The 25665-nt window shown below is 50.0% G+C and carries 20 protein-coding genes; 5 read left to right on the top strand and 15 right to left on the bottom strand.

Going from position 1 to position 25665, the window contains the following annotated elements; all coding sequences use genetic code 11:
* Window positions 1-6: 6 nt before the first annotated feature.
* On the bottom strand, window positions 7-864 hold the full coding sequence (locus MHH48_RS25730) for an AraC family transcriptional regulator (RefSeq protein WP_076325666.1): 858 nt from the start codon (window positions 862-864) through the stop codon (window positions 7-9).
* A gap of 126 nt (window positions 865-990) precedes the next feature.
* Between MHH48_RS25730 and MHH48_RS25735 the strand changes: the two genes are divergently transcribed.
* From MHH48_RS25735 to MHH48_RS25745, 3 genes are read left to right on the top strand one after another with little or no spacing between them, the layout of a single operon-like run.
* Window positions 991-2049 (top strand): Gfo/Idh/MocA family oxidoreductase, encoded by a 1059-nt coding sequence (locus MHH48_RS25735; RefSeq protein WP_076325665.1) that lies wholly within the window; start codon window positions 991-993, stop codon window positions 2047-2049.
* A complete protein-coding gene (locus tag MHH48_RS25740; protein ID WP_076325664.1) occupies window positions 2046-2903 on the top strand; it encodes a sugar phosphate isomerase/epimerase family protein in 858 nt (285 codons plus the stop codon). Before MHH48_RS25735 ends, MHH48_RS25740 begins: the two co-directional genes overlap by 4 nt.
* A gap of 50 nt (window positions 2904-2953) precedes the next feature.
* Window positions 2954-3850 (top strand): sugar phosphate isomerase/epimerase family protein, encoded by an 897-nt coding sequence (locus tag MHH48_RS25745; RefSeq protein WP_076325663.1) that lies wholly within the window; start codon window positions 2954-2956, stop codon window positions 3848-3850.
* Between the two features lie 157 nt (window positions 3851-4007).
* Here the strand turns inward: MHH48_RS25745 and MHH48_RS25750 are convergent, their stop codons facing one another.
* A complete protein-coding gene (locus tag MHH48_RS25750) occupies window positions 4008-5039 on the bottom strand; it encodes a Gfo/Idh/MocA family oxidoreductase (RefSeq protein ID WP_076325662.1) in 1032 nt (343 codons plus the stop codon).
* Window positions 5040-5062: 23 nt separating this feature from the next.
* Complete coding sequence (locus MHH48_RS25755) at window positions 5063-5950, bottom strand: sugar phosphate isomerase/epimerase family protein (RefSeq protein WP_076325661.1); 888 nt, start codon at window positions 5948-5950, stop codon at window positions 5063-5065.
* A 219-nt stretch (window positions 5951-6169) separates the two neighbouring features.
* On the opposite strand from MHH48_RS25755, the gene MHH48_RS25760 reads away from it, so the two are divergent.
* Complete coding sequence (locus MHH48_RS25760) at window positions 6170-7075, top strand: AraC family transcriptional regulator (RefSeq protein ID WP_076325660.1); 906 nt, start codon at window positions 6170-6172, stop codon at window positions 7073-7075.
* Here the strand turns inward: MHH48_RS25760 and MHH48_RS25765 are convergent.
* From MHH48_RS25765 to MHH48_RS25775, 3 genes are all read right to left on the bottom strand, one after another.
* Window positions 7061-8266: an aminotransferase class I/II-fold pyridoxal phosphate-dependent enzyme gene (locus MHH48_RS25765; protein ID WP_076325659.1), complete on the bottom strand. Its 1206-nt coding sequence runs from the start codon at window positions 8264-8266 to the stop codon at window positions 7061-7063. The two genes, MHH48_RS25760 and MHH48_RS25765, sit on opposite strands and share 15 nt — an antisense overlap.
* 6 nt (window positions 8267-8272) lie before the next feature.
* The gene (locus MHH48_RS25770) at window positions 8273-9190 is read right to left on the bottom strand and encodes a D-alanine--D-alanine ligase (RefSeq protein WP_076325658.1); all 918 of its coding nucleotides are present in this window, start codon (window positions 9188-9190) and stop codon (window positions 8273-8275) included.
* Window positions 9191-10153: 963 nt separating this feature from the next.
* Window positions 10154-11608: a PLP-dependent aminotransferase family protein gene (locus MHH48_RS25775; protein ID WP_076324093.1), complete on the bottom strand. Its 1455-nt coding sequence runs from the start codon at window positions 11606-11608 to the stop codon at window positions 10154-10156.
* Window positions 11609-11886: 278 nt separating this feature from the next.
* Between MHH48_RS25775 and MHH48_RS25780 the strand changes: the two genes are divergently transcribed.
* A complete protein-coding gene (locus MHH48_RS25780; RefSeq protein ID WP_179090671.1) occupies window positions 11887-13101 on the top strand; it encodes an acyl-CoA thioesterase/bile acid-CoA:amino acid N-acyltransferase family protein in 1215 nt (404 codons plus the stop codon).
* 92 nt (window positions 13102-13193) lie between these two features.
* Here MHH48_RS25780 and MHH48_RS25785 read toward each other — a convergent pair whose 3' ends face one another.
* The 9 genes from MHH48_RS25785 to MHH48_RS25825 form a co-directional block, all read right to left on the bottom strand.
* Window positions 13194-14858 (bottom strand): DUF4091 domain-containing protein, encoded by a 1665-nt coding sequence (locus tag MHH48_RS25785; protein ID WP_076324095.1) that lies wholly within the window; start codon window positions 14856-14858, stop codon window positions 13194-13196.
* Between the two features lie 464 nt (window positions 14859-15322).
* Window positions 15323-15832, bottom strand: a complete 510-nt coding sequence (locus MHH48_RS25790) for a DUF4188 domain-containing protein (RefSeq protein WP_076324096.1) — start codon at window positions 15830-15832, stop codon at window positions 15323-15325.
* A 6-nt stretch (window positions 15833-15838) separates the two neighbouring features.
* On the bottom strand, window positions 15839-16480 hold the full coding sequence (locus MHH48_RS25795; protein WP_076324097.1) for a TetR/AcrR family transcriptional regulator: 642 nt from the start codon (window positions 16478-16480) through the stop codon (window positions 15839-15841).
* 173 nt (window positions 16481-16653) lie between these two features.
* Window positions 16654-17826, bottom strand: a complete 1173-nt coding sequence (locus MHH48_RS25800; protein WP_076324098.1) for a glycoside hydrolase family 88 protein — start codon at window positions 17824-17826, stop codon at window positions 16654-16656.
* 32 nt (window positions 17827-17858) lie between these two features.
* Window positions 17859-20228: a helix-turn-helix domain-containing protein gene (locus MHH48_RS25805; RefSeq protein ID WP_076324099.1), complete on the bottom strand. Its 2370-nt coding sequence runs from the start codon at window positions 20226-20228 to the stop codon at window positions 17859-17861.
* A 150-nt stretch (window positions 20229-20378) separates the two neighbouring features.
* Window positions 20379-22082, bottom strand: coding sequence for an alpha-L-fucosidase (locus MHH48_RS25810; protein WP_076324100.1), 1704 nt, complete (start codon window positions 22080-22082; stop codon window positions 20379-20381).
* A gap of 10 nt (window positions 22083-22092) precedes the next feature.
* Window positions 22093-22971: a carbohydrate ABC transporter permease gene (locus MHH48_RS25815; RefSeq protein ID WP_076324101.1), complete on the bottom strand. Its 879-nt coding sequence runs from the start codon at window positions 22969-22971 to the stop codon at window positions 22093-22095.
* A 14-nt stretch (window positions 22972-22985) separates the two neighbouring features.
* Entirely contained in the window at window positions 22986-23930 is a 945-nt protein-coding gene (locus MHH48_RS25820) for an ABC transporter permease subunit (protein ID WP_076324102.1), read from the bottom strand.
* An 88-nt stretch (window positions 23931-24018) separates the two neighbouring features.
* A complete protein-coding gene (locus MHH48_RS25825) occupies window positions 24019-25623 on the bottom strand; it encodes an extracellular solute-binding protein (protein WP_076324103.1) in 1605 nt (534 codons plus the stop codon).
* Window positions 25624-25665: the final 42 nt, after the last annotated feature.

Below are 25665 nucleotides of genomic sequence, written 5' to 3' on the forward strand. Positions count from 1 at the left end.
CGATTCTCACTTTTTTCGTAAAGCCGATGGAGCCATACTTTTATATTTTTTGAAGGTTCGACTGAAATAATAAATATCATTAAATCCGGTTGCAGCCGCGATTTCGGATACCGTAAGCGGACTTTCCCGAAGGAGATAATCCGCCCGGTTGAGCCTCGTCTCATTCACATACTCTGTCACGGTCCGACCGCTGATCTCCTTGAACAAGCGGCTGAAATGAAAACGGCTGAGACCAGCCATGCTTGATAGGAGCTCCACTGACAAATCCTCCCGGTAATGCTCCTCGATATACTTGAATATCGGGGCAAAGCGCTCTACATTCTTCATCCGCTCGACGTATTCATCCAGTGTAAGGACCGTCGCTACATAACCTCGTACAAGCAGCGTAAGCAGCCGATACAGCTCTGATTTGACCGCCAGCTCATAACCGAATTCCCGCTGTTCCAGCTCATGAATGATGGACAACATGGAGGCTAACGCATCATCCCCGCTAATTCGATTCTCGAAGATTAACCGGTTCTGGGTGATGGGTGTGATGAATTTCATCTCGGTTGCATCCAGCGAATGGCTCTGAAGCAGCGAAAAGTCCGCGATTAACGCATAATAAAACAAATGATCCGATAAGCTGAGGCCGTAATGCAGCTCATTCCGGTTAATGACGATCATATCGCCTTCCTTGACCGTGAAGGTGGACGAGCCGCACTCCAGACTCGCTTCCCCAGATATAATATATAGAATTTCAAGATGTTCATGCCAATGATGGTTAAACAAAACCTGTCCCCGGCCGTCAAACTCGCAACGATGGACCTTAATCGGAAACTGAGGATCCGGCATTGTCATCGGTTCTTGAAGTGTTTTGTCCAATGTTCTGATCTCCTTCCAGTAAGACAGCACAATTGTACAAACAAACAGCACGGTTTATCATGGTGTCTTCCTCTAAAAGCATTATAATACGAAAGTGTAATGCAGTAAATTCAGAGGAGTGAACTCATGAAATCTATTAATATTGGCGTCATTGGCACGGGATCGATCTCTGCTATGCATTTGCAATCTTATCAAAAACATGCGAACGCGAATTTGCTCGCCGTGTGCGATTTAAATGAAGAAAGAGCACAGCGTGCAGCTGAAAAATACGGTGCTACCAAAGTCTACACCGATTATAACGAACTTCTGGCTGATCCGGAAATCGATGCTGTAAGCATCTGTACCTGGAACAATACGCATGCCGAAATCAGTATTGCGGCACTGAATGCGGGCAAACACGTTCTGGTTGAGAAACCTCTCTGCCGTACCGTTGAGGAAGCGCTTCAAGTACAGGAAGCCGTTAAATCTTCCGGCAAGCTGCTTCAGGTCGGCTTCGTAAGACGTTACGATCCTAACGCTCAAATGCTTCGCGAGTTTGCAGACAAGGGTGAATTCGGGGAAATCTATTTCGCGAAGGCTTCCTCCGTTCGCCGTCTAGGCAATCCAGGCGGCTGGTTCTCTGACATTGAGCGTTCCGGCGGCGGACCTCTCATCGATATCGGCGTGCATGTCATTGATCTGTGCTGGTACATGATGGGTCGCCCTAAACCAGTTTCTGTCAGCGCCAATACATACCGGAAGCTGGGCAATCGCTCTAACGTTCGCAACCTCTCCTTCTACAAAGCGGCTGACTATGACGCGGAGAAGAACACGGTTGAGGATATGGCGAATGCGATGATCCGTTTTGAAAACGGCGCCTCTATACTGGTGGACGTCAGCTTCACGCTGCACGCTAAGGAAAATCTGCAATCCGTTAAATTATATGGAGACAAGGGCGGCTTTGAGATTGATCCTGAAGTGGTCATCGTCACGGAGAAACACGATACCATTATCAACATTCAGCCTCAGACAGACAGCACAGGATTCGCTTTCGACGCGGCTTTCCAAAGCGAAGTCGATCATTTCATTTCCAGCATCGAGAACGGCACGTCACCTCTCAGCCCAGTAGAAGACGGCGTTGAGATCATGAAGATTCTGTGCGGGATCTATGAATCCGCCGAAAAAGGGGTTGAAGTTCTACTATGAAACTTGGAATAAGCTCGTACAGCCTGTACCAGGCCATGAACAAAGGCGAAATGACCATTACCGATGTCATCGACTACGTTGCAGAAATCGGTGGAGAGCATATCGAGATCGTTCCGCTCGGCTTTAACCTGAAGGAAACACCGGAGTTGATCGATACAATTAAATCCCATGCCGCTTCCAAAGGGCTTGAAATTTCCAACTATGCCATCGGCGCCAATTTTGCGGAATTGGATGACGCTGCATATGAAGCGGAGATTGAACGAGTTAAAGGTGAAGTGGACATTGCAGCCGCACTTGGCGTTAAGCTGATGCGTCATGACGTAGCGTCTTCCAAAGACTTGTCCATCACGCATTTCCTGGAGGAGCTTCCTCGCCTCGCCAATGCATGCCGGATCATTGCCGATTATGCGGCTGAACGTGGCATTACGACAAGCGTGGAGAACCATGGCTATTTCATTCAACATAGCGACCGTGTAAAAGCGCTGGTTCAGACCGTGAATCACCCTAACTTCAAAACAACCCTGGATATCGGAAACTTCCTCTGTGCAGATGAGGTGTCCACTGTGGCTGTCAAGAATAACATCGGCTTGGCCTCGATGGTTCACTTTAAGGACTTCTATTATCGCCCGGCTCACCGCGCACCTGGATCCGGTTGGTTTAATACCTCCAGCGGCAACTGGCTGCGTGGCGCGATTGTCGGCCAAGGCGATATCGATATGCCCGAAGTCGTTCGCATCGTGAAGGAATCCGGTTATGACGGCTACATCTCGATTGAATTCGAGGGGCTGGAAGATTGCCGCACGGGAGCTAAGTTTGGATTGGAATATGTCCGTAAAGCCTGGAATGAAGTTTAAGTTAGACGGTCGATGGATGAACACAAGGATGATACAAGGGGGATATTAGGATGTCGAAGCCTATCATGCCTAACAAAATTGGCGTTATTGTTGACAGCTTTCGAGTTGGAGTAAGAGACGGCCTTCTTAAAGCCCGGGATGTCGGAGCAGACGGCGTTCAGATCTATGCCGTTCATGGCGAAATGGATCCGGCCAACCTCTCTGCTTCGGCCCGTAAAGAATTGAAGGATTACATCGATTCACTGGGACTTGAAATCTCCGCTCTCGTTGGTGACCTTGGCGGACACGGTTTCCAGGACCCTGCTGAAAATGCGGCTAAAATCGAGAAATCCAAACGAATCATGGAGCTCGGCTTGGAGCTGGGAACCAATATCATCACCACGCATATCGGTATCGTGCCGCAAGATCATAACAGCCGCGTATATGAAACGATGCATAAAGCTTGTCTGGAGCTTAGCACATTCGCGAAGTCGATGGACGCCTTCTTTGCCATCGAGACAGGTCCGGAGCCTTCTGCTCATTTGAAATCATTCCTGGATGGTCTCGGTTCCAACGGTGTGTCCGTTAACTTTGATCCTGCCAATATGGTCATGGTCACTGGAGACGATCCGGTACAGGGTGTGTACAATCTGAAGGATTATATCGTTCATACACACGCGAAGGACGGAATCAAGCTGGCTGACTATATCGATCCTCGCGATGTATACGGTGATTTCGGATACGAAGCACCTGCGCTTGACCATGACAAAATTGCCGATATGGCCGAATCCGGCGAGAAGTTCCGTGAGGTACCTCTTGGAGAAGGTGGCGTTAACTGGAATGCTTACTTGCAAGCTCTCAAGGATATTGGCTATACGGGGTATCTGACAATCGAACGTGAAGTGAAAGCCAATCCGGAAGCGGATATCAAGCTCGCCGTGGACTTCTTGAAAACATTCAGAGCTTAACATCTACACGATTATTTAGTGTTCTTGCTGAGGGATGTCAGGCGCTATTGCTTTGGTCATCTGCAATGAGCTCATTAACCAAATAACTAAACAAGGCCAATCAGGTTATTCCCTGATTGGCCTTGTTTATATTTGTTCTACCCTATAGTAAGTAAAATTAGGATACTACCTGTTTCCCAGATACCGTCTCCAAAGCGCCGTTCGCTCTCGCGGAACGAATCTCGGCTTCAATAATTTCTAGCGATCCGGCAGCGCTTTCTGGTGTACATACCGTTACCGGCTTTCCTTGCGCAACATGCTCAATGAAATACCGGAGTTCACGGTAATAGCCGGAATCCTCGGACAGCTCAGCCGTAAAGCCTGGAGCGTTTTCAGGGTACACCGTCAGTTCATTATTCTCAAACACCAGCGTAGCCTCTTCCAGATTCACCCGATATCCCATATAGAAACCGTGTTCGCCGTGCAATGTCCAATCCGCATGTGCGTTAATCACTTTGCCATCCGGGAAACTGTAGTGGGTGGATACAATATCGTACGAGCTTCCTTTAATAATCGTTTTGGCAAATGTCGATACCCGCTCCGGTTTGCCCATAAGATAGTGGATCATATCCACGTCATGCACATGCATGTCCGTAATGCAGCCACCGCTCTTGTCTCCTTCCAGGAACCAGCCTTTAGGCGGCTCCGATCCCCGGAAGAATTCGCCTGCAACGATGCTTCCATAACGGCCGTCCTCCACACATTCTTTCAAATATTCATAGGCTGGCCAGAAACGCAGGCATTGTCCGATCATGAGCGTTTTTCCTGTGCGTTCCGCTGTTTTCACCATGCGCCAGGCTTCTTCCGAGCTGCCTGCGACAGGTTTCTCGCACATGACGTGAATGCCCTTCTCCAGCAGCATGCAGGACATGTCCGCATGCAAATATGTCGGCAGGCATACATCCACTATATCCAGCTCTTCATTCTCCAGCATTTTGTCCACATGGTCATAAAGATGATAGGGCTCCAGGTCGTATACATCCCGCTCGGTCGCCATATTGCCGTTGGCTTTGCTGTCCTTAAGCTCATCAATACGCAGATCGCAAATCGCCACCAGCTGGATGTCCGCACCCTCTTCGGCTAGTCGAACATAATTGTCGAAATGCATGCGGCCCATGAAACCAAATCCCAATATTCCGATTTTCAGCATTCTCTTTCCCTCCGTATCCCTTATTATGATTGGCCTTGATGCTGGCGTGCATCCGGCTTGCGCAAAGATGGCGTACGTCCAAGAATCGCATCCATTGCATTGGATGTATTAAATATGATCTGCTCCGAATAGTGGGTATACGCCGGGATCATCTCTGCCGTGACATAGTTGTCATAGCCGATCAAGCGCAGCGCTTCAACAACGGCCGGATAATTAACGTCCCCTGCCAACAGGTCAACAAAACCGTGCAATCCGCCTGCCTGTCTGCGGTAATCTTTGAAATGGACTTTTTTGATCCGCTCACCCAAAATCCGAATCCAGTGCTCCGGATAACCGTTATGCACAACATTGCCTACATCGAAATAGGAGCCGACATATTCGGAACCGATCTCGTCGATGAAGTTCCTCAATTCCAGCGGTGACAGCAGGAATTTATTCCATACATTCTCGAGCGCGATGGCAACGCCGGCGCTTTCCGCGTAAGGAACCAGCTTACGAATGGATTCTTGAGCCCGCTCGTAGGCATATTCGTAGTCAATGACTGCTGAACCGGGAACGAAATCGACCCCGACCGCCCCTGGGATCACAAGTATGGCATCCACTCCAAAAGCGGACGCGAGTTCCAGCTGCTTCTTGCAAATATCCATGGCCTTCTCACGGACAGCCGGGTCATCACTTGTCATCGGGTATTCCCAATACAAACCTGTCGCCAAACCCGCGATTTCCAGGTCCGCTTCTTTCAGCTGTGCCGCTATGGCCTGTACTTCCTTGTCGCCAGCCTGAAGTCCGAGCTCCCCTGTTTGGTTTAATGACAATTCGATTCCTTCAAACCCAGCTTCTTTTGCCAATCGGATGCAGTCGGAGATGGAAGCATCTCCCGGGAACGACCAGATATTAATCCCTTTCTTCATCGTGAATCCCTCCTAAAATCAATAGGTTGATGTTGTAACACTCGTTTTCTGAAACACATCATTTGACTTTTTCCGTCAAGTTGTAAATAAACCATTCGGATGTAATAATACTTATATAATAAATAAATATTCCGCTAAATGATTTAGATAGAAAAGTGATTATTTGGACAATTCCGTTCTATTTATCATCTCTTAATAACATTTTGGAGTGAGCATACAATGGCCGATATGGATCTCAATTTTCCGATAAAACGCGAAGCGCCTTTTAGGGAATGGTCACCCTGCATTCACTATGCGCAGTTTCAACGCATGGCGATGGGATCACTCCCGCAGCGCAGGTTATACGATTTTGAACTGCTCTATGTATACCAAGGGGAAGCTGCTACCACGATGTACGGGAACCGCTATCGCATCGAAGCGGGTCAGTTGATCTTCCTGCCGTCCGGTGTTTACCACCAGAATGAGGTAGTTTCCCATCCTGACGCGCGGTTCCTGGGGATCCATTTTGATTTCTTTGATGAGCTGGACATACAGACCGAAGCGGATATGATCGTGAATGAAGCCGTGCTGGATACGGATAAATTCGCCCATGAAGCGGTGTCCTCGGCTTTTCCCCCACTTTCTTCCCGTGTCATCTACACGCCCCCATTGCCTTGCGTTCAGATGATGGAACGAATCGTGGAGGAATTCACCCTGCGTCCAGCCGGCTATGAGCTTGCCTGCAAAGGGCTGATGCTGGATGTGCTCGTTCAATTGCTTCGGACGCATCCTTCCCAGGCCTTGACGGAAACGTCACCGCACGATGCCAAACTGATTGAACTGATGTCTCAAATCGAAAAAACTCCAGCCAAAGACTGGAGCAACAAAGTGATTGCGGAGCATTTGATGTTAAGCCCGGATCATACCGCCAAATTGTTCAAACGCTTTGCGGGGATGCCGCCAAGTGAATTCGTGCAAACCGTTCGTCACCGCGAAGCGCGCCGGCTTCTCCGGGAATCCGACATCTCGATTGAGGCGGTTGGCGAAGGGGTCGGATACCCGGATATTCATTATTTTAGCCGAATCTTCCGCAGACTGGAGGGAATTACCGCTACCGATTACCGTAAACTCTCAAGAATTCTGTAAGGTGGGCAAACCACGGTCAGCACTTGCATGCGTTCGAAGCCAGCGCTCCATTCGGTCGAGTGCTTCGCTCAATTGATCGGACGAAGTTGCATACGAGCAGCGAATAAAGCCTTCGCCCCCGGCGCCAAACACATGACCGGGTACAACGGCGACCTTTGCCTCCCGAAGCAATCGTTCCGCAAACTGCTGCGAGCCCAGGCCGGTGCCGCTTATGCTGGGGAATGCATAGAAAGCACCCTGAGGATCGCGGCAGCTTAGGCCGATATCGGTCAGACCTTGCACAAACATCTTTCTGCGTTCATCATAAGCCCGCTTCATTACGTCCCGATCCCCGAGTCCATTCCTTAAACATTCGAGAGCCGCAATCTGCCCCATGATGGGTGCACAGAGCGCAGTATACTGATGAATCTTGACCATAGCGCTCACCAAGTGGGAATCGCCGCAGAGGTAACCGACCCGCCAGCCCGTCATGGCAAAGGCTTTGGAAAATCCACCGATGACGATGGTGCGCTCCCGCATCCGAGGCAGCGAAGCAATACTGGTATGCGTGCGGCCATAGGTAAGCTCGGCATACATCTCGTCTGAAATCACCACCAAATTGTGCGTAACCGCAAGGTGCGCAATCGGCAGCCAATCCTCATAGGTCATCACGGCGCCTGTCGGATTGCTTGGAAAGTTAACAACGATCGCTTTCGTCCGAGGGGTAATCGCCTTCTGCAGCGCATCCGCAGTCAATTTGAAGTTATGCTCTGCTGAGAGCTCCAGTTCAACGACAGTTCCTCCGTTCAATTGCACAAGAGGAGCATAAGCGACATATCCTGGCACGGGAATAATAATTTCATCTCCCGGCGAAATGAGCGCCCGGAGCGTAAGATCAATCGCTTCGCTGCCGCCAACCGTGACCAGTATCTCTCTCGTCGGTTCGTATTGCAGCTGGAATCCGGTATCCAGATATTCCGCAATCCCTTCCCTTAGCTCCATTAGCCCTTCATTCGGCGTATACATCGTGCGGCCATGCTCCAGAGCTCGTTTGCAGGCCTCAATCGCACACGATGGCGTCACAAAATCCGGTTCCCCCACGCCGAGAGAAATGACATCATCGTCCGCTTCCGCCGCATTAAAAAATTGCCGGATGCCGGAAGGCGGCATGACTTGCACCGTTGACGTTAGAAAGCTGCTCGTTGTATTCATATCCCTCTACTCCTTGCCTTCGCTTTTTCGTTCCGATAATGAAGTTTCAATGATGGCATCCAGAAGTCCGCTGAACGAATAGCCCGCTGCTTCCGCGCTTCTTGGCAGCAAACTGTTCTTCGTTAAACCCGGAAGCGTGTTGACCTCTAAAATATAAGGAGTCTCTTCCTTCAGGATGATATCGATCCGGGCATACACACTGCACTTCAGCGCCTTATAGCATTGAAGCGCAGCTGCGCGCACCCGCTGCTGAAGTTCGGCAGGAAGCTCAATTACTTGCTCATCCGCTTCGCCTTCTTCGTATTTGGATGTATAATCGAAAAACTCGGAGTTCGGCTTGATGGACACAATCGGGAGCATCTCACCGTTCAAAACCGGGCAAGTGATCTCCTCTCCCTTGATCATTTGCTCGATCATCACCGAGCGGTCCCACCGCAATGCCTCTTCGACGGCAGAAGCAAGGGCTGCCGAATCACGCACGATCCGAGTGCCCACGCTGGACCCGCCTGCATTCGGCTTCACCACGACAGGAAATCCGAGTCCCTCCACGTCAGCGGCGGCCAACTCCTCCATACTGCTGACCATGATCCAATCGGCTGTAATCAATCCCTCGTACCGCAGTAGCTTCTTGCTCAGGTCTTTATCCATGCAAACGCTGCTGGAGAGAACGCCGCTGCCTGTATACGGAATGCCCAGGGAGTCGAGTGTGCCTTGCACCGTCCCGTCTTCCCCGTATTGCCCGTGCAGGGCGAGCAAAGCAATATCGATGCCTTTCGTTTTGCTGATCAGCTCGCGTTTATTGTTAATCTCGATCGGATAAACCTCGTAGCGGCTTTTATCCAGATGAGCGATCATCTCTTTGCCAGTCATTAGCGAAACTTCACGCTCGGATGATACGCCTCCCATGATGACGCCAACCTTCATGATGTAGACCTCCTAAAAGTTTTGTGACACCTCTCCGCATGCTCCGCCTTCACCGTTGAAGTCAAAAGTTCTTTTTCTCAGACCAACTTCCTTGCAAGCTGATCATCACTACGCATGCGGATTATTCTTCCGATCTCTGTTGCCCTCAGATTTCCGCTGATTAAATATTCATTTGTTGAAATCCGACGGCAAAGGAGAGCGCTCCGCTTCTACAGAATCATTCCGCCTTCTCCGTTGAAATCAAAAGTTCTTTTTCTCAGACCAACTTCCTTGCAAGCTGATCACCACTCCGCATGCGGATTATTCTTCCGATCTCTGTTGCCCTCAGATTTCCGCTGATTGAATATTCTTTTGTTGAAATCCGACGGCAAAGGAGAACGCTGCGCTTCTACACAATAATTCCGCCTTCTCCGTTGAAGTCAAAAGTTCTTTTTCTCAGACCAACACTTCCTTGCAAGCTGATCATCACTCCGCATGCGGATTATTCTTCCGATCTCTGTTGCCCTCAGATTTCCGCTGATTAAATATTCATTTGTTGAAATCCGACGGCAAAGGAGAGCGCTCCGCTTCTACAGAATCATTCCGCCTTCTCCGTTGAAATCAAAAGTTCTTTTTCTCAGACCAACTTCCTTGCAAGCTGATCATCACTCCGCATGCGGATTATTCTTCCGATCTCTGTTGCCCTCAGATTTCCGCTGATTGAATATTCATTTGTTGAAATCCGACGGCAAAGGAGAGCGCTCCGCTTCTCCAGAATAATTCCGCCTTCTCCGTTGAAGTCAAAAGTTCTTTTTCTCAGACCAACTTCCTTGTAAGCTGATCATCACTCCGCATGCGGATTATTCTTCCGATCTCTGTTGCCCTCAGATTTCTACTGATTTGAATACTCATTGTTGAAATCCGACGGCAAAGGAGAACGCTGCGCTTCTACACAATAATTCCGCCTTCTCCGTTGTAGCTTTATTACACCAGCTTTCTGGCCGCCTCGCCGATGATGCGGATTCCCTTCTCGATGTTCTCGTCGGAGACGCGGGAGAATCCGAGGCGCATGGTGTGATGGCCGCCGCCATCGGTATAGAAAATGTCGCCCGGCGTGAACACCACGCCCTGGGCTGAGCAGGCTTCCAGCAGTTCCCGGGTCCGGAAGTCGGGACCGAATTCAACAAACAGGTGAAGCCCGCCGTCGCCGGACAACCGCTCCATCGGAATCCACTCCTCGCAGCAGCGGATCGCCAGCTCATATTTCCGCTTGTACTCGGCCTTCGCCCTCTTTAAATATTTCTCGAAGTTGCCGTTGTACAGATATTGAAAGAGCAGGGATTGATCCAGGGTCGACGTATGAATGCTGCGGGCGCGTTTCACGCTCTCCAGATAATGAATCAGCGTCTTGTCGGCTAGCACCCATCCGACTCGCAGGCCAGGAAATAGGATTTTGGAGAAGCTGCCCAAATAGATCACGCTGTTGTTCTCGCCGCCTGCACATGCAACGAGAGGCGCGATGTGCGAGCCCGAATAGCGCAGCTCTTCGTTGAAACCGTCTTCGATAACGGGAATTTCGTACTCATTCAGCAGCCGGAGCGCTTCCAGCCTCTTCTGGTGAGACATCACGATTCCTGTAGGATTATGATAGGAAGGCACAAGGTACGCCATGTCGTACGTCCGCTCCGACAGCTCGCGTGCAAGCCCCGTCAGGCTAATGCCGTCTTGCTCCATCTCGACGCCGGTAATGGCGTACCCGTGCATTTTAAAATTTTTAATAGCTGTATGATGGGTAGGATTCTCGCACAGAATGCGGCCATGCCCTTTGTTCAAGGCGGATAGCACCAGACTTAATCCTTCCGTAAAACCGCTGGTGATCAGCATATCCTTACCCTGAATGTTCACGCCCTTGTTCTCCATATAACGGAGGAGGTAATCAATAAGCGGTTTATAGCCCTTGGCGTAACCGTAGTTTAGAAGTACATCACCTTCAAGCGACATCCGGTCCAGGAATGCACGTTTGACATTTTGCAGATCGAACAGCTTCTCATCGGGAGCGATGCTTGTAAAAGATATGGAGCCCTTCTCAGCGCGGATGCCGTGTTTCATCAGATCATTCTCTTCCGCAAGCCTGGCGTATTCGTTCAGACGAGAACCCCAGTCCAGCCGTTTGCCTTCGGGCTGCATGGATGCCCCGCTGATCGAAGGGACAACAAAGTGCCCTTGCCCTTTAACCGCGTAGATATAACCTTCATCCTCCAAATCCGAGTAAGCACTCAGAACCGTATTACGGCCTACCCGAAACAATGCACTTAGCTCGCGCGTGGAGGGGAGCTTCTGATCGGCTTGCAGCGCCCCGGTCGTCATCAAGCGCTTCATGTAATCTTTAACTTGAATGTACGCCGGACGATCATCCGCCAACTTGAAATCCAAATACATCGTTCTTACCCCCTTGCTCTTATGATGGCATAAATTCGGCGGTACCACTAGAACCACAGCAGGCCTCTTTCGCCTCGGGCGTGGTTTGCCGGTGACAGGCCGACTTTTTATATCAAACAACCTTGGCCAATTCTTTGGATTTAACAGGATTTAAGTGTCCATTAACAGAACTATACCATCTTGACACGAATGCAAAGGAGATTATGATGGTGAACCTTCCAAGAATTGTAATCAGCAATCTTAATTCCATGATAAACGAGCCTATTAAGATATCTGCCATGGGTATGCAGCCACGGGAAGCCGTGACGTTCCACCTCATCAAAAAAATAAACGAAGAACGTTATTTAGCTTCATGGGCAAGCTTTAGGGCAGATCAAGACGGCAAGGTTGCTCTGGACGAGCTAGCTCCTGATCACGGCACGTACCGCGGCGTTGACGGTATGGCTCTGTTTTGGTCCATGAAGCCGGTCACCAAAAATGTAATGACGCAATATTTTGACAACACGTCGATTCAGAGCGAGCATCGTGATGAGCTATCTCCGCAAGCTCTACTTGTCCTGCTGGAAATGAACGACAAGGTGGTTGCACATCAAGTGATCACCCGCCATTGGATGAGCGATGACATAAGGAAACTTAACATTCGGGAAGCCGGTTTAACTGGTAGTTTTTTCTATAGCCAAGATATGAACCCCAGACCTGCCATTATGGTTGTTGGTGGATCCGAGGGAGGAATAAATGAGAAAACCGCCGCTCTTTTAGCCTCACACGGATTCACGGTGTTATCCCTGGGCTACTTCGGCTTGGAGAGTCTACCAAAACAACTTAGAGATATTCCGCTTGAAACCATACAGACGGCTTTAACGTGGTTGCACAACAGACCTGAAGTTCAGGCAGGCGGAATCGGCATTCATGGTACCTCCAGAGGCAGTGAATTGGCTTTGTGGTCAGCGACCTTGTTTCCTGACATTCATGCAGCGGTTTCATTAAGCGGATCGGCCGTATCATTCTGTGGCATTGTTCCGTGGACTGATCAGCCGACACTTCCACCTGCATGGACCTACCAAGGACAGCCGCTTCCTTACCTTCAGCCTGATAATCCAATCGAATTAGCGCGTGAATGTAAGGATATGTGGACCAACCGGAATAGAAACCCCTTCAGAACCTGGCATGACGGACTTGCGAAAAACACGGATTTGGTTGAAGCTGCAACCATTCCTCTAGAAAGGATGAACGGCGAGCTCCTCATGATATCGGGATTGGCTGATGAGAGCTGGAATTCCGCTTATCTCTCGGAGCAAGGTTTCAAACGAAAGACAGCTTTCCACAAAGACGCATCCAAACATCTGATCTATGATGGGGCAGGACATTACATTGGTATACCTTATCTGCGAGCGGTGTCCTCCGATCAGGGAAACCAACAGGCTCTTGCACAAGCAAGCGTAGAATCATGGAAAGAAACCATTCGTTTCTTCAAGCGCGTATTATGTAAATAAAATAAAGGTCTCACATTCCTATAACGGGAATGCGAGACCTTCTTATACAGAGTTCAATGCCGCCAAGATTTAGTTTGTACTCACCAGCCGGCTTACTTCACAACCAAACTTTCCTTGATCTTATCGTTGATCCACTGCCGCTTCGACAGCAGCCATTCCTGCTCCCTCGGATACGTCTTAAAGGTGATTGGCTCTTCGAGCCCTTCCTCCAGCGCCTGCAGCACAGCCTCTCTGCCGATCTGCGTCTCCAGCAGCTGAAGCGCTCTCAAATCCTGAAGCGCTTCCTGAAATACCTTCAGCCTAATGGATTCAATCGGTCCTTCTTCACCAGGGTATACCACAAAAGCATCCCCGGAAGGAAAACCGCAATCCGCATCCGTCACCTTGAACGGATCAATGGCGCGTTTCGAGTATTGCGAATTCCAAAAGTTATATCCCCAATGGAGAAATCCCTCGATATTAAACTTATACAGCTGAATCCCGATGATCCGGTTTCTTGCCGAAGGCAAATTGAAGAAACGGTTGGACACTTCCTTGTACTGGGAACAGCAATAATAGGTCCACAGTGGCGTTACCTGTTGATCCAGAAAAGGCTCAATGTGATTGCTGGCCGGAATCGGACGCTTCACCAGCCCCTGCTCATAGAACGAAATATCGGAGAGCGCATCAATGATCGGGTAATCCGGCAGCAGCTCGTTCATCAACCGGCTTGCATGACCGTAGGCCTCCAGATGGGACTCGGATGGCTCATCGGATACATGGAAATAACAGCGCTGCTCAAGTCCCCGGCTTTCAATCCAACCGGTGAGGTCCGGTATGAATTGTCTGATGAAGGCATGATACTCTTCTCCGGTTGCATCCGTCTCCCATCCGAACAGCTTCTCAGGCTTTCCCTTCACGTTAGCCATAATCTTCGGCGCATGCCCGGCTCCCCACTGGGTGAAAAGATGCGAGAATTCCAGATACTGAATCCCATTAGAATCACACAGGTCTGCCCAGCGGTCCAGCTTATCAAACCCAAATGCATATGTTCCATCCTTGTTTACAACAACGTCAACCAGCTGCACCGTTGGCCGTTCTCCGCCCACTTCCGTATCCAGCGGAGGCGTAAACAATGGCGTCAGGATCATATTGATGCCATGCTGAGCGGCGGTCCGCATAAACTGACCGATCAACGTCCAGTGCCGTTCACTAAATATCTCCACCTCGTAGTAGTTCGCCAAGCAATCGGCATGGAACCATTCCGTATGAATCAGCGTCTGGTCCGGCAAGATTGCCGGAATCACTTCGAGCGTGAACACCTCTTCTCCAAGCGACTCCCCTGACTCTTCTTCAAAACAGACCCGGATTTCATATGTACCGCCCTTGATCTCACCCTCAGGCTGTACCGTAATCCATAGACTTCTCCACTGGTTCGGGCATCCGGTTATCACAGGCTCTGATGTCAGAGGCAGCAGCGGGTCCGGATACAGCCCGGGCGCAGCTCTTAAGATAAACTCGTCATGATCATAATATGTAGGCATCTCCGATGGAACCAGGCCTACAGAACGGACGGTAATCCGCTCGCTCAACTCAGATTGCAGATGAACCCGGATGTTTTTCAACAAGCGATTGGAACGGTAAGCAACTTGAAACGAGTACGTCTCATTGCCAAACGACGACCCTCTGTCATACGAGGCTTGGGATAGTTCTTCATCGGCAAATACTTTGGACAAAGAGCTCAACAGCCGGGTCTCAAATGATACGGAATGACTCATGCAGGTTACACCTCTCTACAATGAAATGGGATACTTTCACGTACATCTTACACTAATCTGGATGAAACGGAAGGTGAATTTTGCGTTTTCGAAAAAAAAGGAGCCACCGCTCCTTTGCGGTGGCCGCCTTATTATGGCTCCATACCGGAATTCCGCGAAGATGCTAGAATTCTCCCATCAATCCGAGCTACGGTATACTTCAAAGCCGGACAGACGCGGACACCATCTCGATTCCAAAATGGTAAGCCTGATATATTGAGCCCGTACAGCGGGAAAGCGGCAAATGCGTTTGCGCCCGACATAGAAGAATGAACGGGGATTACCAACACTTTTTTGGAGTACGGAAGAAAAACAAGTCTAAAGCATCACGACTTCCATAGCATTTACACCGCCCTTAAGCTATGGTAATTATCCTTGTCTTAAGCTGCGGCAACAGAGGGAGATCAACCGACTATAGACCGAAACTACGGATTTGGAGGAGTCGGCACTGCTGGTTCTCCCTCGCGGCCAAGCCGCCGGCTTGCCGTTTCCCTGCGTCCCGTCGCGGGGACATGGGCCCCCGCTTTTGCCAAACCGAACCTCGGCATATTGTTGTACAGACATTCATATTGTCCTTCCGGAACCAAATAGGTTTCGTGGAATATCCCTACGTCCCCTCCCGTTCCAATCTTGCGGTTGAAATCCTGCCATGCCTTCAGGTGATTGGCTCCGTGACGGGCATAATGCTCCAGGTGTTCGAAACTCCTCCAATATTGAATAAGAGTAAGCCCCTTGCCGGAAAAATGATAGGTACCGTCCATGAAACCGAGCTCATCCTTGTTCCGGTACAGCTCCTGAAGCATCGGGGACATGGCATTCATGACAGGCAGCCACTTATGGACCGCCCACCACTTGTTAATCCGAAACCCGATCACGAATACAACGAAGGATCCTTCCATGTGTGCGGTATATCGACCTGGAATGACTTTGCTCATACCTGTTCACTCCTCTTCCTTTATTTCTAGCAGACCAAGATGCGTTTCGTAAAAGCGACTGATTTCGGTTGAATTATACAATTGCGCCGTCAGAAACGCGCCATAAAAAATGGTGAAACAAATCTGCACAGCTTGCTCCAAGGTAAAAGCTTTGTTCAGCCTTCCGGCTTGCTCCTCTTCCTTCATGAACTGCTGGAACAAATCGTACATGTTAGGTGACTTGCTTCCCGCTTCCTCGTGTCCGGGAAAGAGCAGCGATACTTCCGCAGAGCTGAGCTCCGGCATGCAGGGCTGCATGTTCTGCTCCGCGAGAAAGGAGATCAGGCTTGGCATCATGCCTGGCCTCACTTGATGCTCATTAGCCACTTGGGACAACAGATGCCGGAAAGCCTGAAATCCCTTTTTCCCTTCCGTATCGATCTCGATAACCCGCTTGGTCAGCCATACCCGCATAAAATAAATCAGCAGATCCTCTTTGCGTTGATAGAACTTAAAAAAAGTGACTTTTGAGATTTCGGCTCGCCTGCAGATGTCCTCCACCATAACCTGGCTGAACATCCGATCGCTCATCAAGGATAATGCCGCTTCATACAGCGCGATTTTGTTCTTGGCTTTTTTTAATTCCCTTAATGGGATATCCGGATCCATTGTGATAGCCCCCTTAAAGTTAACTTATGTAAATAAATTAACACGAGTTAATTTATTTTGTCAACACAACCATATCAAATAGCAGACAGACAAAATACCCCTAACATCAGGCACGCTGATGTTAGGGGTACGGGATACTTTCACTCTGTCTTTTGAATATGGGGTCTCTTCCTTTACCAGTACATATCCCAATCTTTAAAGACCCTCACTAAAGCTTCGAAATAGAAATAGTCACCCCAGATGCAGCATTCGTCGATTCCGTTGCCGAGCGGCTTTCCGTACACCGCATGCTGCAGAATACCATTGGATCCTGGGAGCGATACCGTAGTATATCGATCGCTTAAAGACTCAAGGACACGCAGTGCCGCGTTCTCGTACGTACGACGCTGCGGATACGAGAGCGGCAAATGCTTTGCCAGTTCCAGCATTCCACATACCGAAATGGCTGCGGCCGAGCTGTCCCTCTCTTCCTGCCCTTTGGTGAATATCAAATCCCAATAGCACACATAATCCTCTGGCAGCCGATTCAAAAAGTAATTCGTGACTCGCTCGGCATCATGCAGCAGCGATTCATCCTTCGTATATGCGTAACTGAGCGGCATACCGTAAATGGCCCAGGCCTGACCGCGGGACCAGCATGAATGATCCGCATATCCTTGGGACGTTTGTCCAAACCTTGGTTCTCCGCTCTCGACATCCATATAATACGTGTGATACGTTGAGGAATCCTCTCGGATCAAATAACGGGAGGATTGCTGCGCATGGCTTATGGCGGCGCGCCGATACTCCGGTTTGCGGGTTTCCTCTGTCGCCCAATAGAGCAAAGGCAAATTCATGCAGCAGTCGATGATCATTCGGCCGCGCTGTGAAGGCTGGTCCAGCTTGCCCCAAGCCTGAATGATCCCGGCTTTCTCGAAATACCGCTCCATCAACAGGTCTGCTGCGGCCAAGGCAATCCGTCTTGCTTCCTCATTCCCGGTCAGCTTATAGGCGGCAACGCAGGACAAGGAATACAAAAATCCCAGATCATGCGTCTCCGTGGCGATGCGCTGCTCCACGCGCTCCTTGTAGCTGTGGAGCTGAAGCTCCGCAGTCGACCGGTACTTGGCATCCCCCGTGACCTCATAAGCAAGCCACAGCATCCCGGTCCAGAATGACGAGGTCCATTCCGTATTGCCGATTGGCTCGTAGATATGATTGCGGCTTGCAGGGGATGGAAAACGGCCTGAAAATGTGTCTAAATTCTCATCGATCTTATGCAGCACGAATTCGATGGCGGCTTTGGTCCTTTGCTGCGTCCATGTCGTTATCTCGCCGTATTTTAAAGGTTCCTGGATCGCTTCCATTTCTAATTGGCCACTCCTCTCCGCGTTTAACGTTATTGCCCGCTTGCGCTCACCCGATATTTGCCGGGGGTGACCCCCTCCAATTTCTTGAATGCCCGGATGAACACGACATCATTGGTATATCCGACCAGTTGGGCCAGCTGCGCATTGGTCAGTTCCGATTGCTCCATCAATGTCTTCGCTTTCTCAATTCTCGCTCGGGTAATATAGTCGGTGATATTGCATCGATTCATCTTCTTAAAGAAACTCGAAATATATTGCGGCGTCATGCCGAAATGATCGGCGATCATACCGAGTCCTAAATTATAATCGGTTAAATTCCGGTCAATGAATGCCATCATATCCTGCTGCAGCTGGATGCTGTGATCGCTGTGCTCCGTATGAAAGAGACGGGTCAGCTTTTCATACAACCGCTTGGTCTCAGCCTGCATTTCATCGCTTGTGGCACAACCGAATATGTGTTTTACGGGATCAAAGCTCGGTCCCAGCAGGGTTTCATGATTCGTGTTCGTCAAATTCAATATCTTCAGAAAGGTGCTTATGATATTGAAGAACAGGCATCTGCCCAGTTCAGGGGTCATGCCCGCCGAATTAAAATTCATCGTGTAAATATTGTCCAGCAGCTTGGCAACGTTTTCCGTATCGCCGCTTCTGACATGATTAACAAGCTGCGACTCGAACTCGATCGGATAGTAATAATGATGCTTAATGTCCCGTACATATCCGAAGTGAATGATGGAATTTCTACCGCTGAACATGCGGTAATCCAGGGCGGCCATGGCTTCGAGATAAGCGCTGCCGATGGTTCCGTTTCCTGTGTGTACGCTGCTGACGGCAATCGTCACGGAAATGTGGAAACGGTCCTCCAGTATACGGAGCAATCGCTCTGCAATCTCATGAAGGAAGAGCTCGGCATCCGCCTCCTCAATCGGATGGAAATTGACCAGGAACGCTACCCGGTCGCGTTCCATATCGACGGCGAATCCCTGGTGACCCGAATTCGCAATGTCCGTGCCGATATTGGAGACAATAAAGCGGATTTGCGTCCAATCTTGCTCGGATGGTTCCGGTGACAGTCTTGAAATATCCACAGCTTGAACGATGATTACTGCAAACATATCAGACCCGAAGTGTATGCCCATGGCCACTAATGACGGCCCTCCTTGATCCTCCGCATGATCCGGATCGATGTACCCCCGAATGAGCCTTGACAGAAAATCAGCGCGGATGACGGGCGTTTGCCTGAACAGTCGCTCTCTCAGATGCCGCTGCTCAACGAGCGAGCCTTCGATCGTTTGCAAAATGAAATCATATTCGTTCGCGGCCGGCTTATCCTGAATCGGCTTTCCTTGAAGAATGGCATCAACCACCCGTTTAACGGGACTGTATTGTCGGTATGCAAACCAACAAGCAACGGCTGCTCCTGCGACAAGCGAAACGACAAACACCGTCAGCGCCATTCTCTTCAGTTGTGCTACTCGTTCCATGACACTGTCCATCGGCATGACGGATACATACTGCCAGCCGGCCTCCTTGGATTCCGTAAAAGTGATCATGCTGTCCGTGCCATTTAATGCTGTCTTGAACAATCCCGATGGACCGGCTAGTCTTTCCGTCACCTGCACGGACAGCTCCGAGTCCGAGGAACTTGCGATCACGCCCCGTTCCTTATCGAGGATATAAATCTCGCTGTCGTTGGCGGACTCGATTTGCCGGAACATTTCTTGAAGCTGCTGCCCATCGATCATGATAACCAGCGTTCCTCGGATATTAGACACTTCATGAAGCGGAAGGGATTGCGCATAAGTGATCACATTCGCCGGGTTGCCATTTCCTTGGTTCGGGTCCTGAAGCAGCACATCGGAGGGCAGAAATGCCTTGTTATGATAGCTGCCAAGCAACGTCCGCTTCCATGTATCAAAGTCCATATGCCCAAACCGGTAATACTTGTCGTAAAAGGTTCTTGCATCCGTCCGCAATCCAGGCTTCAAAATGACGTCTCCGGCCTGCAGATGAACATAGTAGTCCTTCACGAATCCGCTTACAAAAGATTGATAACGATTTAAGTAATCGCGGACGAATTCTACCTGGCGGTACGCCCCCCCTTGATCATGCCGATCAAGATTCAGCAAATAAGCCAGTTTGGGGTTAAACATAATTTGCTTGGCCAAAATATCCACTTCTTTAAGCTTGCTGTCCATGGAAAGCCGCAGCTGCTCCAGCATCGCCGAATTTGAACGCTCCGCATTGTTTTCCATCACGTTTTCCACCCGTCCATATAGAAAAAGCCCCACGGTCATAGGCAATAAAAGGATGAGCAAATACGAAACGATCATGGTTTTCAAGACGCGTCCCCGACTGCTCTTTCGCTTGCCGGGAAGAAGGCCGGGTATCGAGATCATGACGCATTCCTCCAAGAAAATGTATGGAAAAACCTATTTCTTGAATCCTTCGCCAAACGGACTAGCAAACCCTTTAATAATTTCGGTCACCCCAAGAGAGACGCCACCCCTCGTTAAAAGGGATGCTTAAATTTTGGGTACATCGGGGTATTAAAACACCTGAACTAATCGTACCGAACGAAGCTTCACGGCAGCCGCCTGCCAAATTTCCGGTCCGAAAGGTTTCGGCTTCGCAAGCTTGGTCGATAAGGTCAATGCATACATACCTGGATTGTCAATGACGATTCGCCCGATCGATGACTGAACCTCGGTATACGGATGCTGGCAGGATATGGAGTCGCTGACGACCTTATCCTCTTGAGGAACACACGCAATCGTCTGCTCTGCTGCCTGTACGGTGACTTCATGATCATATTCCTTTTCCCAAACGGCATCGGATCTTTTAAAGTTGACGAGTTTGACTTCATATATGCCGGACGACGACGCCTTAAAGGTCCACCGGGCCTCGTTCATCCCGTTGCCTGTCGTTATGTCCGACAGTACAAGATCCAAATGAATGGCGCCCTCCGCCTGTTGGATAAAACTCCGATCTACATCGATCCTGCCCTCGACTTCCAATGCAATAACTGATACGTGATCTTCCGGAGGAAGCTCCGGCAATCGGATCCGCATCGCGTGATGGTCCGTTTCCGGCCGATAGCTCTGTTGCACGGGAAGACTGCCTGTACTCGGGTCTGTGAGCAGATAAGCTTTTTTAACCGTATTTCTCACCCCGTTCAATAACAGTTCTTCCGTTGGCCAATGGCGATTGTACACATGGAGGAAGAGCGTATTTCCTTTCACCGTAATCGCCCCCCATTCCAGCTCGTAAGGGAACGGGCTTGCGCTTGTGCCGTAGACCGCCTCTCCATTTCGCGCCAGCCAACCGCCAACTTCCTCCAGGCGTAGAGCGGATTTTTCCGGAATTATTCCTGTTTCCGTAGGGCCGACATTGAGCAGCAGATTTCCTCCCTTGCTTACGATGTGCACCAATTTTCGGACCAAAGCATCCGTCGATTTCCATACTTGATCCTTCGTGCTGTACCCCCACGATTGATTTAGGGTCATCGGCGTCTCCCATTCCCTTGTTTCCTCGCCATGCATCGGGATTTCGTTATCACCCTTGGATTGGTAGTCTCCAAAATCAGGCCAATGGCTTACCCTGCTGTTAATCAGGCATTCGGGCTGAAGCTCGCGGATCATGTTCACCATCGTTTCGCTCTCCTTCTTCGACAATCCGCCGGATGTGTCGAACCAGAGCAGGCCGACCGGACCGTATTCCGTCAGCAGCTCGCGTACTTGTCCCTTCGCTTTATGGTTCCAGTAACTGAAGAACGCCTTCTTCTCCAGCTCGTAGTCCCACAGATTGTTAAACGTATCATGGAGCGCATGCGGATGGTGCCAATCAATGACATGCGAATAGTAAAAGCAGAGGCGGATTCCTTCCTCCCTGCAGGCCTCGGATAATTCCTTCAACGCATCCCGGCCGAATGGAGAAGCATCCACGATATTGAACGGGTCCATCCGTGAATGGTACATTGCGAAGCCATCGTGATGTTTGGCTGTAATGACGATATATTTCATGCCTGCCCTTTTGGCGCAATTCACCCAAGCTTTGGCATCAAACTGTGTCGGATTGAATTCCTCGGCAAGTTTCTCATATTCCTTTACCGGTATTTTGTTGGCATACATGACCCACTCCCCTTTGCCGAGCAGGGAATATACCCCCCAGTGGATGAACATGCCGAATTTGGCATCCTTCCACCACTGCATCCGGTTCTTCCTTTCCGTTACGATCTCTAATGAGTCAGCCATCGTTCTCCTCCTATTCCTTAATGGCGCCGATCAAAACACCTTTGACGAAATATTTTTGCAAAAACGGATACAGAAGCAGGATCGGCAATGTGGATACGATAATCGTTGCATATTTAATGGTGTCCGCGATCGCCATCCGGTCTCCCGAGGCTTCCGTCATCATGCTGTCCGTTGTATTGGTTATGAGAATTTCCCGTAGCACGAGCTGGAGCGGGAATAGCTCCCGGTCCCTTAGATAGATGAGCGCCCCGAAATATGAATTCCAGTGCCCCACGGCATACCATAGGATCATGACGGCGATAACGGGCATGGACAGCGGAATAATGATCCGGAACAGAATGATCAGATCGTTCGCACCGTCGATTTTCGCCGACTCCTCAAGACTAATCGGAACGGACTGAAAGGCGGTCCGCATAATGATCATATTGAACGTGCCAATCATCCCGGGGATCAGCATCGCCCAGATCGTGTTCAGCATCCCCAGGTTATTGATCAGCAGATAAGTCGGAATCAGGCCGCCGCCGAAAAACATGGTGATGACGATCAGCATCATCAAGAGATTTTTGAAGTACAGGTTTCTGCGGGACAGCACGTAAGCACCGATCGCCGTGGCCACCAGATTGATGGCTGTACCCGCCGCGACGTAGATCAGCGTGTTCCGATATCCCGTCGTAATCATCGGATTGTTAAACACCGCCTTATAGGCTTCGAAGTTAATGTCAAGCGGAGCGAACAGCAGCCCCCGGTGTTGGGCCAATGAAGCGGGATCGCTGAACGAAGCGAAGGCAACATACACGAACGGATATAAGGTGACGAAGCAGAGGCCCGTCAGGATCAACGCGTTCAAACAGACGAAGGTTAACTCTCCTGCGGATCGTTTGTTAGCCATGAACGCCCTCCTCTCTACCACAGTTTATGTTCGCTGACCCGCTTGCTGATGGAGTTCGCGAGTACAAGCAGGATGAAGCTGACGACCGAATTAAATAATCCAACGGCGGTCGTGAAACCGTAATCCGTCTCCAGAACCCCTCTACGGTAGACAAAGGTCGAGATCACGTCTGCCGTTTCATAAGTAAGCGGGCTGTACATCAGCAATACTTTTTCGCTGCCAACACTAAGCATGGACCCCATATTGAGAATAAAAATGATGATGATCGTTGGCAGCATGCCCGGCAGCGTGATGTGCAGCATTTGTTTCCACCGGCCAGCCCCGTCCATCTTGGCAGCTTCGTAAAGGGTCGGGTCAATGGTGGCGATGGCGGCAAGATAAATGATCGAACCCCAGCCTACGCCTTGCCAAATGCCGGAGCCGACATATATCGTACGGAACCAGCTGGCCTCGCTCATGAACGGAATCGATTCGATGCCGAAAAAGCCCAGAATCTGATTCACCAAGCCATCTCTTGCAAGAAAATCGAACATGATCCCTGTCACCACGACGATGGATACGAAATGCGGCAAATATGATATCGTCTGAACCGTACGCTTAAAAAGCCGGCTGCGGATTTCGTTCAGCAGCAGGGCAAGAATAATCGGTGCCGGAAACGCGAAGATAAGCTCATAGACATTGATCAGCACCGTATTGCGCAGAAGGCGTTCGAAATAATAGCTGTTAAAGAAATTGCGGAAATGCTCAAATCCGATCCACTCGCTTCCCCAGATGCCATCGGCAATGCTGAAATCTTTGAAAGCCATCAAGAGACCATACATGGGTCCGTAGTGGAAGACGGCATAGTATAGAATAACGGGAAGCGCCAGTATATAAACGAATTTATTCCTTCTCAAATCGTTCGCAATCGTTGTCCATTTCCCTTTGTGCTCGAAGGGATTATCCTGGGTTGCAGACAAACGAATCCCTCCCTCCAAATCAATTTATATTGCAGCGCCAAGAGCGGCGGAGACTGCAGATTTCCGCCGCTTCAGGACGTTTAACCGTTTACCGTTTACCGTAACGCTCCAAGGCTTTTTGCTGTATTTCCAGAGCTTCGGCAAGACCCATGGATTCAATGGTTTTCACATACTTGTCAAACTGATCCAAAGGCTCGGCGCCCATGACGAACTTCAAGTACATCTCGTCCTTGTATGTGTTGATGTCCGTCATGATTGAAGCATAGCGGCTGCTCTCGGATTGGGTCGGCGTTGTGCGCGGCATTTTCTTTTCCATGGTCGGCTCTGCCCAGATGATCTTGGACTCCAGCTGATCCGGCTCAGTCGTGTATTGTTGATCGAATCGTATATCAAGCATGAACGGTCCGCTGAAGGTTGCGCGGTTATGCTTGGACATGGACTGGATCAATGGCAGTCCGGAAGGATCTTTCAATACTTCGGGCTTAAATATCGGCTTGCCGTCCTCCATCGCGTAGCTGACGCCCTCTTTTCCGAAATTAAACAACAGGGCGCCTTCCTCGGAATAGCCGTAATCCAGCCACTTAACCGTTTCAATCGGATTTTTGTTGCTGGTGGTAACGGCTGCCCCGATTCCGTTAAATGCATAGTCCTTATATCCCCAAATCTGCTTATCGCCTTGGTTCATTACAGGATAGGGGGCTGCCACCAATCTGAAGTTCGGATCTTTATCCTTCATCAGCGTTCCATACTTGCCAATCCCGCTGCCGGTGTATAGAATCGCTGATCCGATTTGCCCGCCCGTAATCTTGGCCTCCAGCATTTTCTCATCGGTCGTCGCAAAGTCCTGATCAAGTAAGCCTTCTTTGTACCACTGGTTCATGAGCGTCAGAAATTCCTTGAACCTCGGGTCCGTCGGGCCGTATTTAACCTGTCCTTCCTCTTGGTAAAATCCGGCATTAATTCCCCATGCCCCGAGAAAAGCGGTCGTTGTATCGACATCTCCTTTCGTCAGATACAAGGGAATCTCATCCGCCTTGCCATTGCCATTCGGATCTTGTTCCTTAAAAGCCTTCAACACGTTGTACCATTCATCAATCGTTGTCGGCATCGAAAGCCCCAGCTTATCTAACCAATCCTGCCGGACCGTCGGTCCGAGAAATACCTTAAGCTTGTCGTCGGTGCGCAGGAACGGGAACACATATATGCTGCCGTCATCGGTCGTAATTTCCTTCTTCCACTCCGGATGCTCCTCAAGCACCTTTTTAAAGTTCGGGGCGTATTGGTCGATCAAATCATTGAGTTTGATGATTTTGCCGTCCTTGATCGCCTTCTCCGGTCCCCCCGGGTAACCGGCCCATGAATACTCGATCACGTCCGGGAGCTTATCCGAGGTCATCATGAGGTTGAACTGCTCCGTAGCCTGCTGGCCCTGCGGAGGATGCTGAAAATCCACTTTCACCCCGGTTATCCTCTCCAGTTCCTTATAAGCCTCGATTTCGTTATAACTCTTCATCGTAGCGGACACTTGGCTAACGATTTGCACCCAATACGTCAGTTCCGATAGAACCGGAGGGGATTCCGGGTCCAACGCTGCCTCCGGTTGTTCCTTGGCAGAGCCGCCGCAGCCTGCTGTTATGGCGATGGTGGCGGCAAGCAAAACCATCCAGAATACTTTAAACCTGTTGACCTTCATTATCATTTGCCTCCCTTTTCATTTGCATGTTGTGTGAACTTC

Source organism: Paenibacillus sp. FSL F4-0100 (assembly GCF_037993005.1).
Lineage (GTDB): Bacteria > Bacillota > Bacilli > Paenibacillales > Paenibacillaceae > Paenibacillus_AQ.

Bases quoted from the DNA above. Each gene is read 5' to 3' on its own strand.
- MHH48_RS25735 (WP_076325665.1), top strand. From the start codon at position 991: ATGAAATCTATTAATATTGGCGTCATTGGCACGGGATCGATCTCTGCT.
- MHH48_RS25740 (WP_076325664.1), top strand. From the start codon at position 2,046: ATGAAACTTGGAATAAGCTCGTACAGCCTGTACCAGGCCATGAACAAA.
- MHH48_RS25745 (WP_076325663.1), top strand. From the start codon at position 2,954: ATGTCGAAGCCTATCATGCCTAACAAAATTGGCGTTATTGTTGACAGC.
- MHH48_RS25750 (WP_076325662.1), bottom strand. From the start codon at position 5,039: ATGCTGAAAATCGGAATATTGGGATTTGGTTTCATGGGCCGCATGCAT.
- MHH48_RS25755 (WP_076325661.1), bottom strand. From the start codon at position 5,950: ATGAAGAAAGGGATTAATATCTGGTCGTTCCCGGGAGATGCTTCCATC.
- MHH48_RS25760 (WP_076325660.1), top strand. From the start codon at position 6,170: ATGGCCGATATGGATCTCAATTTTCCGATAAAACGCGAAGCGCCTTTT.
- MHH48_RS25765 (WP_076325659.1), bottom strand. From the start codon at position 8,266: ATGAATACAACGAGCAGCTTTCTAACGTCAACGGTGCAAGTCATGCCG.
- MHH48_RS25770 (WP_076325658.1), bottom strand. From the start codon at position 9,190: ATGAAGGTTGGCGTCATCATGGGAGGCGTATCATCCGAGCGTGAAGTT.
- MHH48_RS25775 (WP_076324093.1), bottom strand. From the start codon at position 11,608: ATGTATTTGGATTTCAAGTTGGCGGATGATCGTCCGGCGTACATTCAA.
- MHH48_RS25780 (WP_179090671.1), top strand. From the start codon at position 11,887: ATGGGTATGCAGCCACGGGAAGCCGTGACGTTCCACCTCATCAAAAAA.
- MHH48_RS25785 (WP_076324095.1), bottom strand. From the start codon at position 14,858: ATGAGTCATTCCGTATCATTTGAGACCCGGCTGTTGAGCTCTTTGTCC.
- MHH48_RS25790 (WP_076324096.1), bottom strand. From the start codon at position 15,832: ATGAGCAAAGTCATTCCAGGTCGATATACCGCACACATGGAAGGATCC.
- MHH48_RS25795 (WP_076324097.1), bottom strand. From the start codon at position 16,480: ATGGATCCGGATATCCCATTAAGGGAATTAAAAAAAGCCAAGAACAAA.
- MHH48_RS25800 (WP_076324098.1), bottom strand. From the start codon at position 17,826: ATGGAAGCGATCCAGGAACCTTTAAAATACGGCGAGATAACGACATGG.
- MHH48_RS25805 (WP_076324099.1), bottom strand. From the start codon at position 20,228: ATGATCTCGATACCCGGCCTTCTTCCCGGCAAGCGAAAGAGCAGTCGG.
- MHH48_RS25810 (WP_076324100.1), bottom strand. From the start codon at position 22,082: ATGGCTGACTCATTAGAGATCGTAACGGAAAGGAAGAACCGGATGCAG.
- MHH48_RS25815 (WP_076324101.1), bottom strand. From the start codon at position 22,971: ATGGCTAACAAACGATCCGCAGGAGAGTTAACCTTCGTCTGTTTGAAC.
- MHH48_RS25825 (WP_076324103.1), bottom strand. From the start codon at position 25,623: ATGAAGGTCAACAGGTTTAAAGTATTCTGGATGGTTTTGCTTGCCGCC.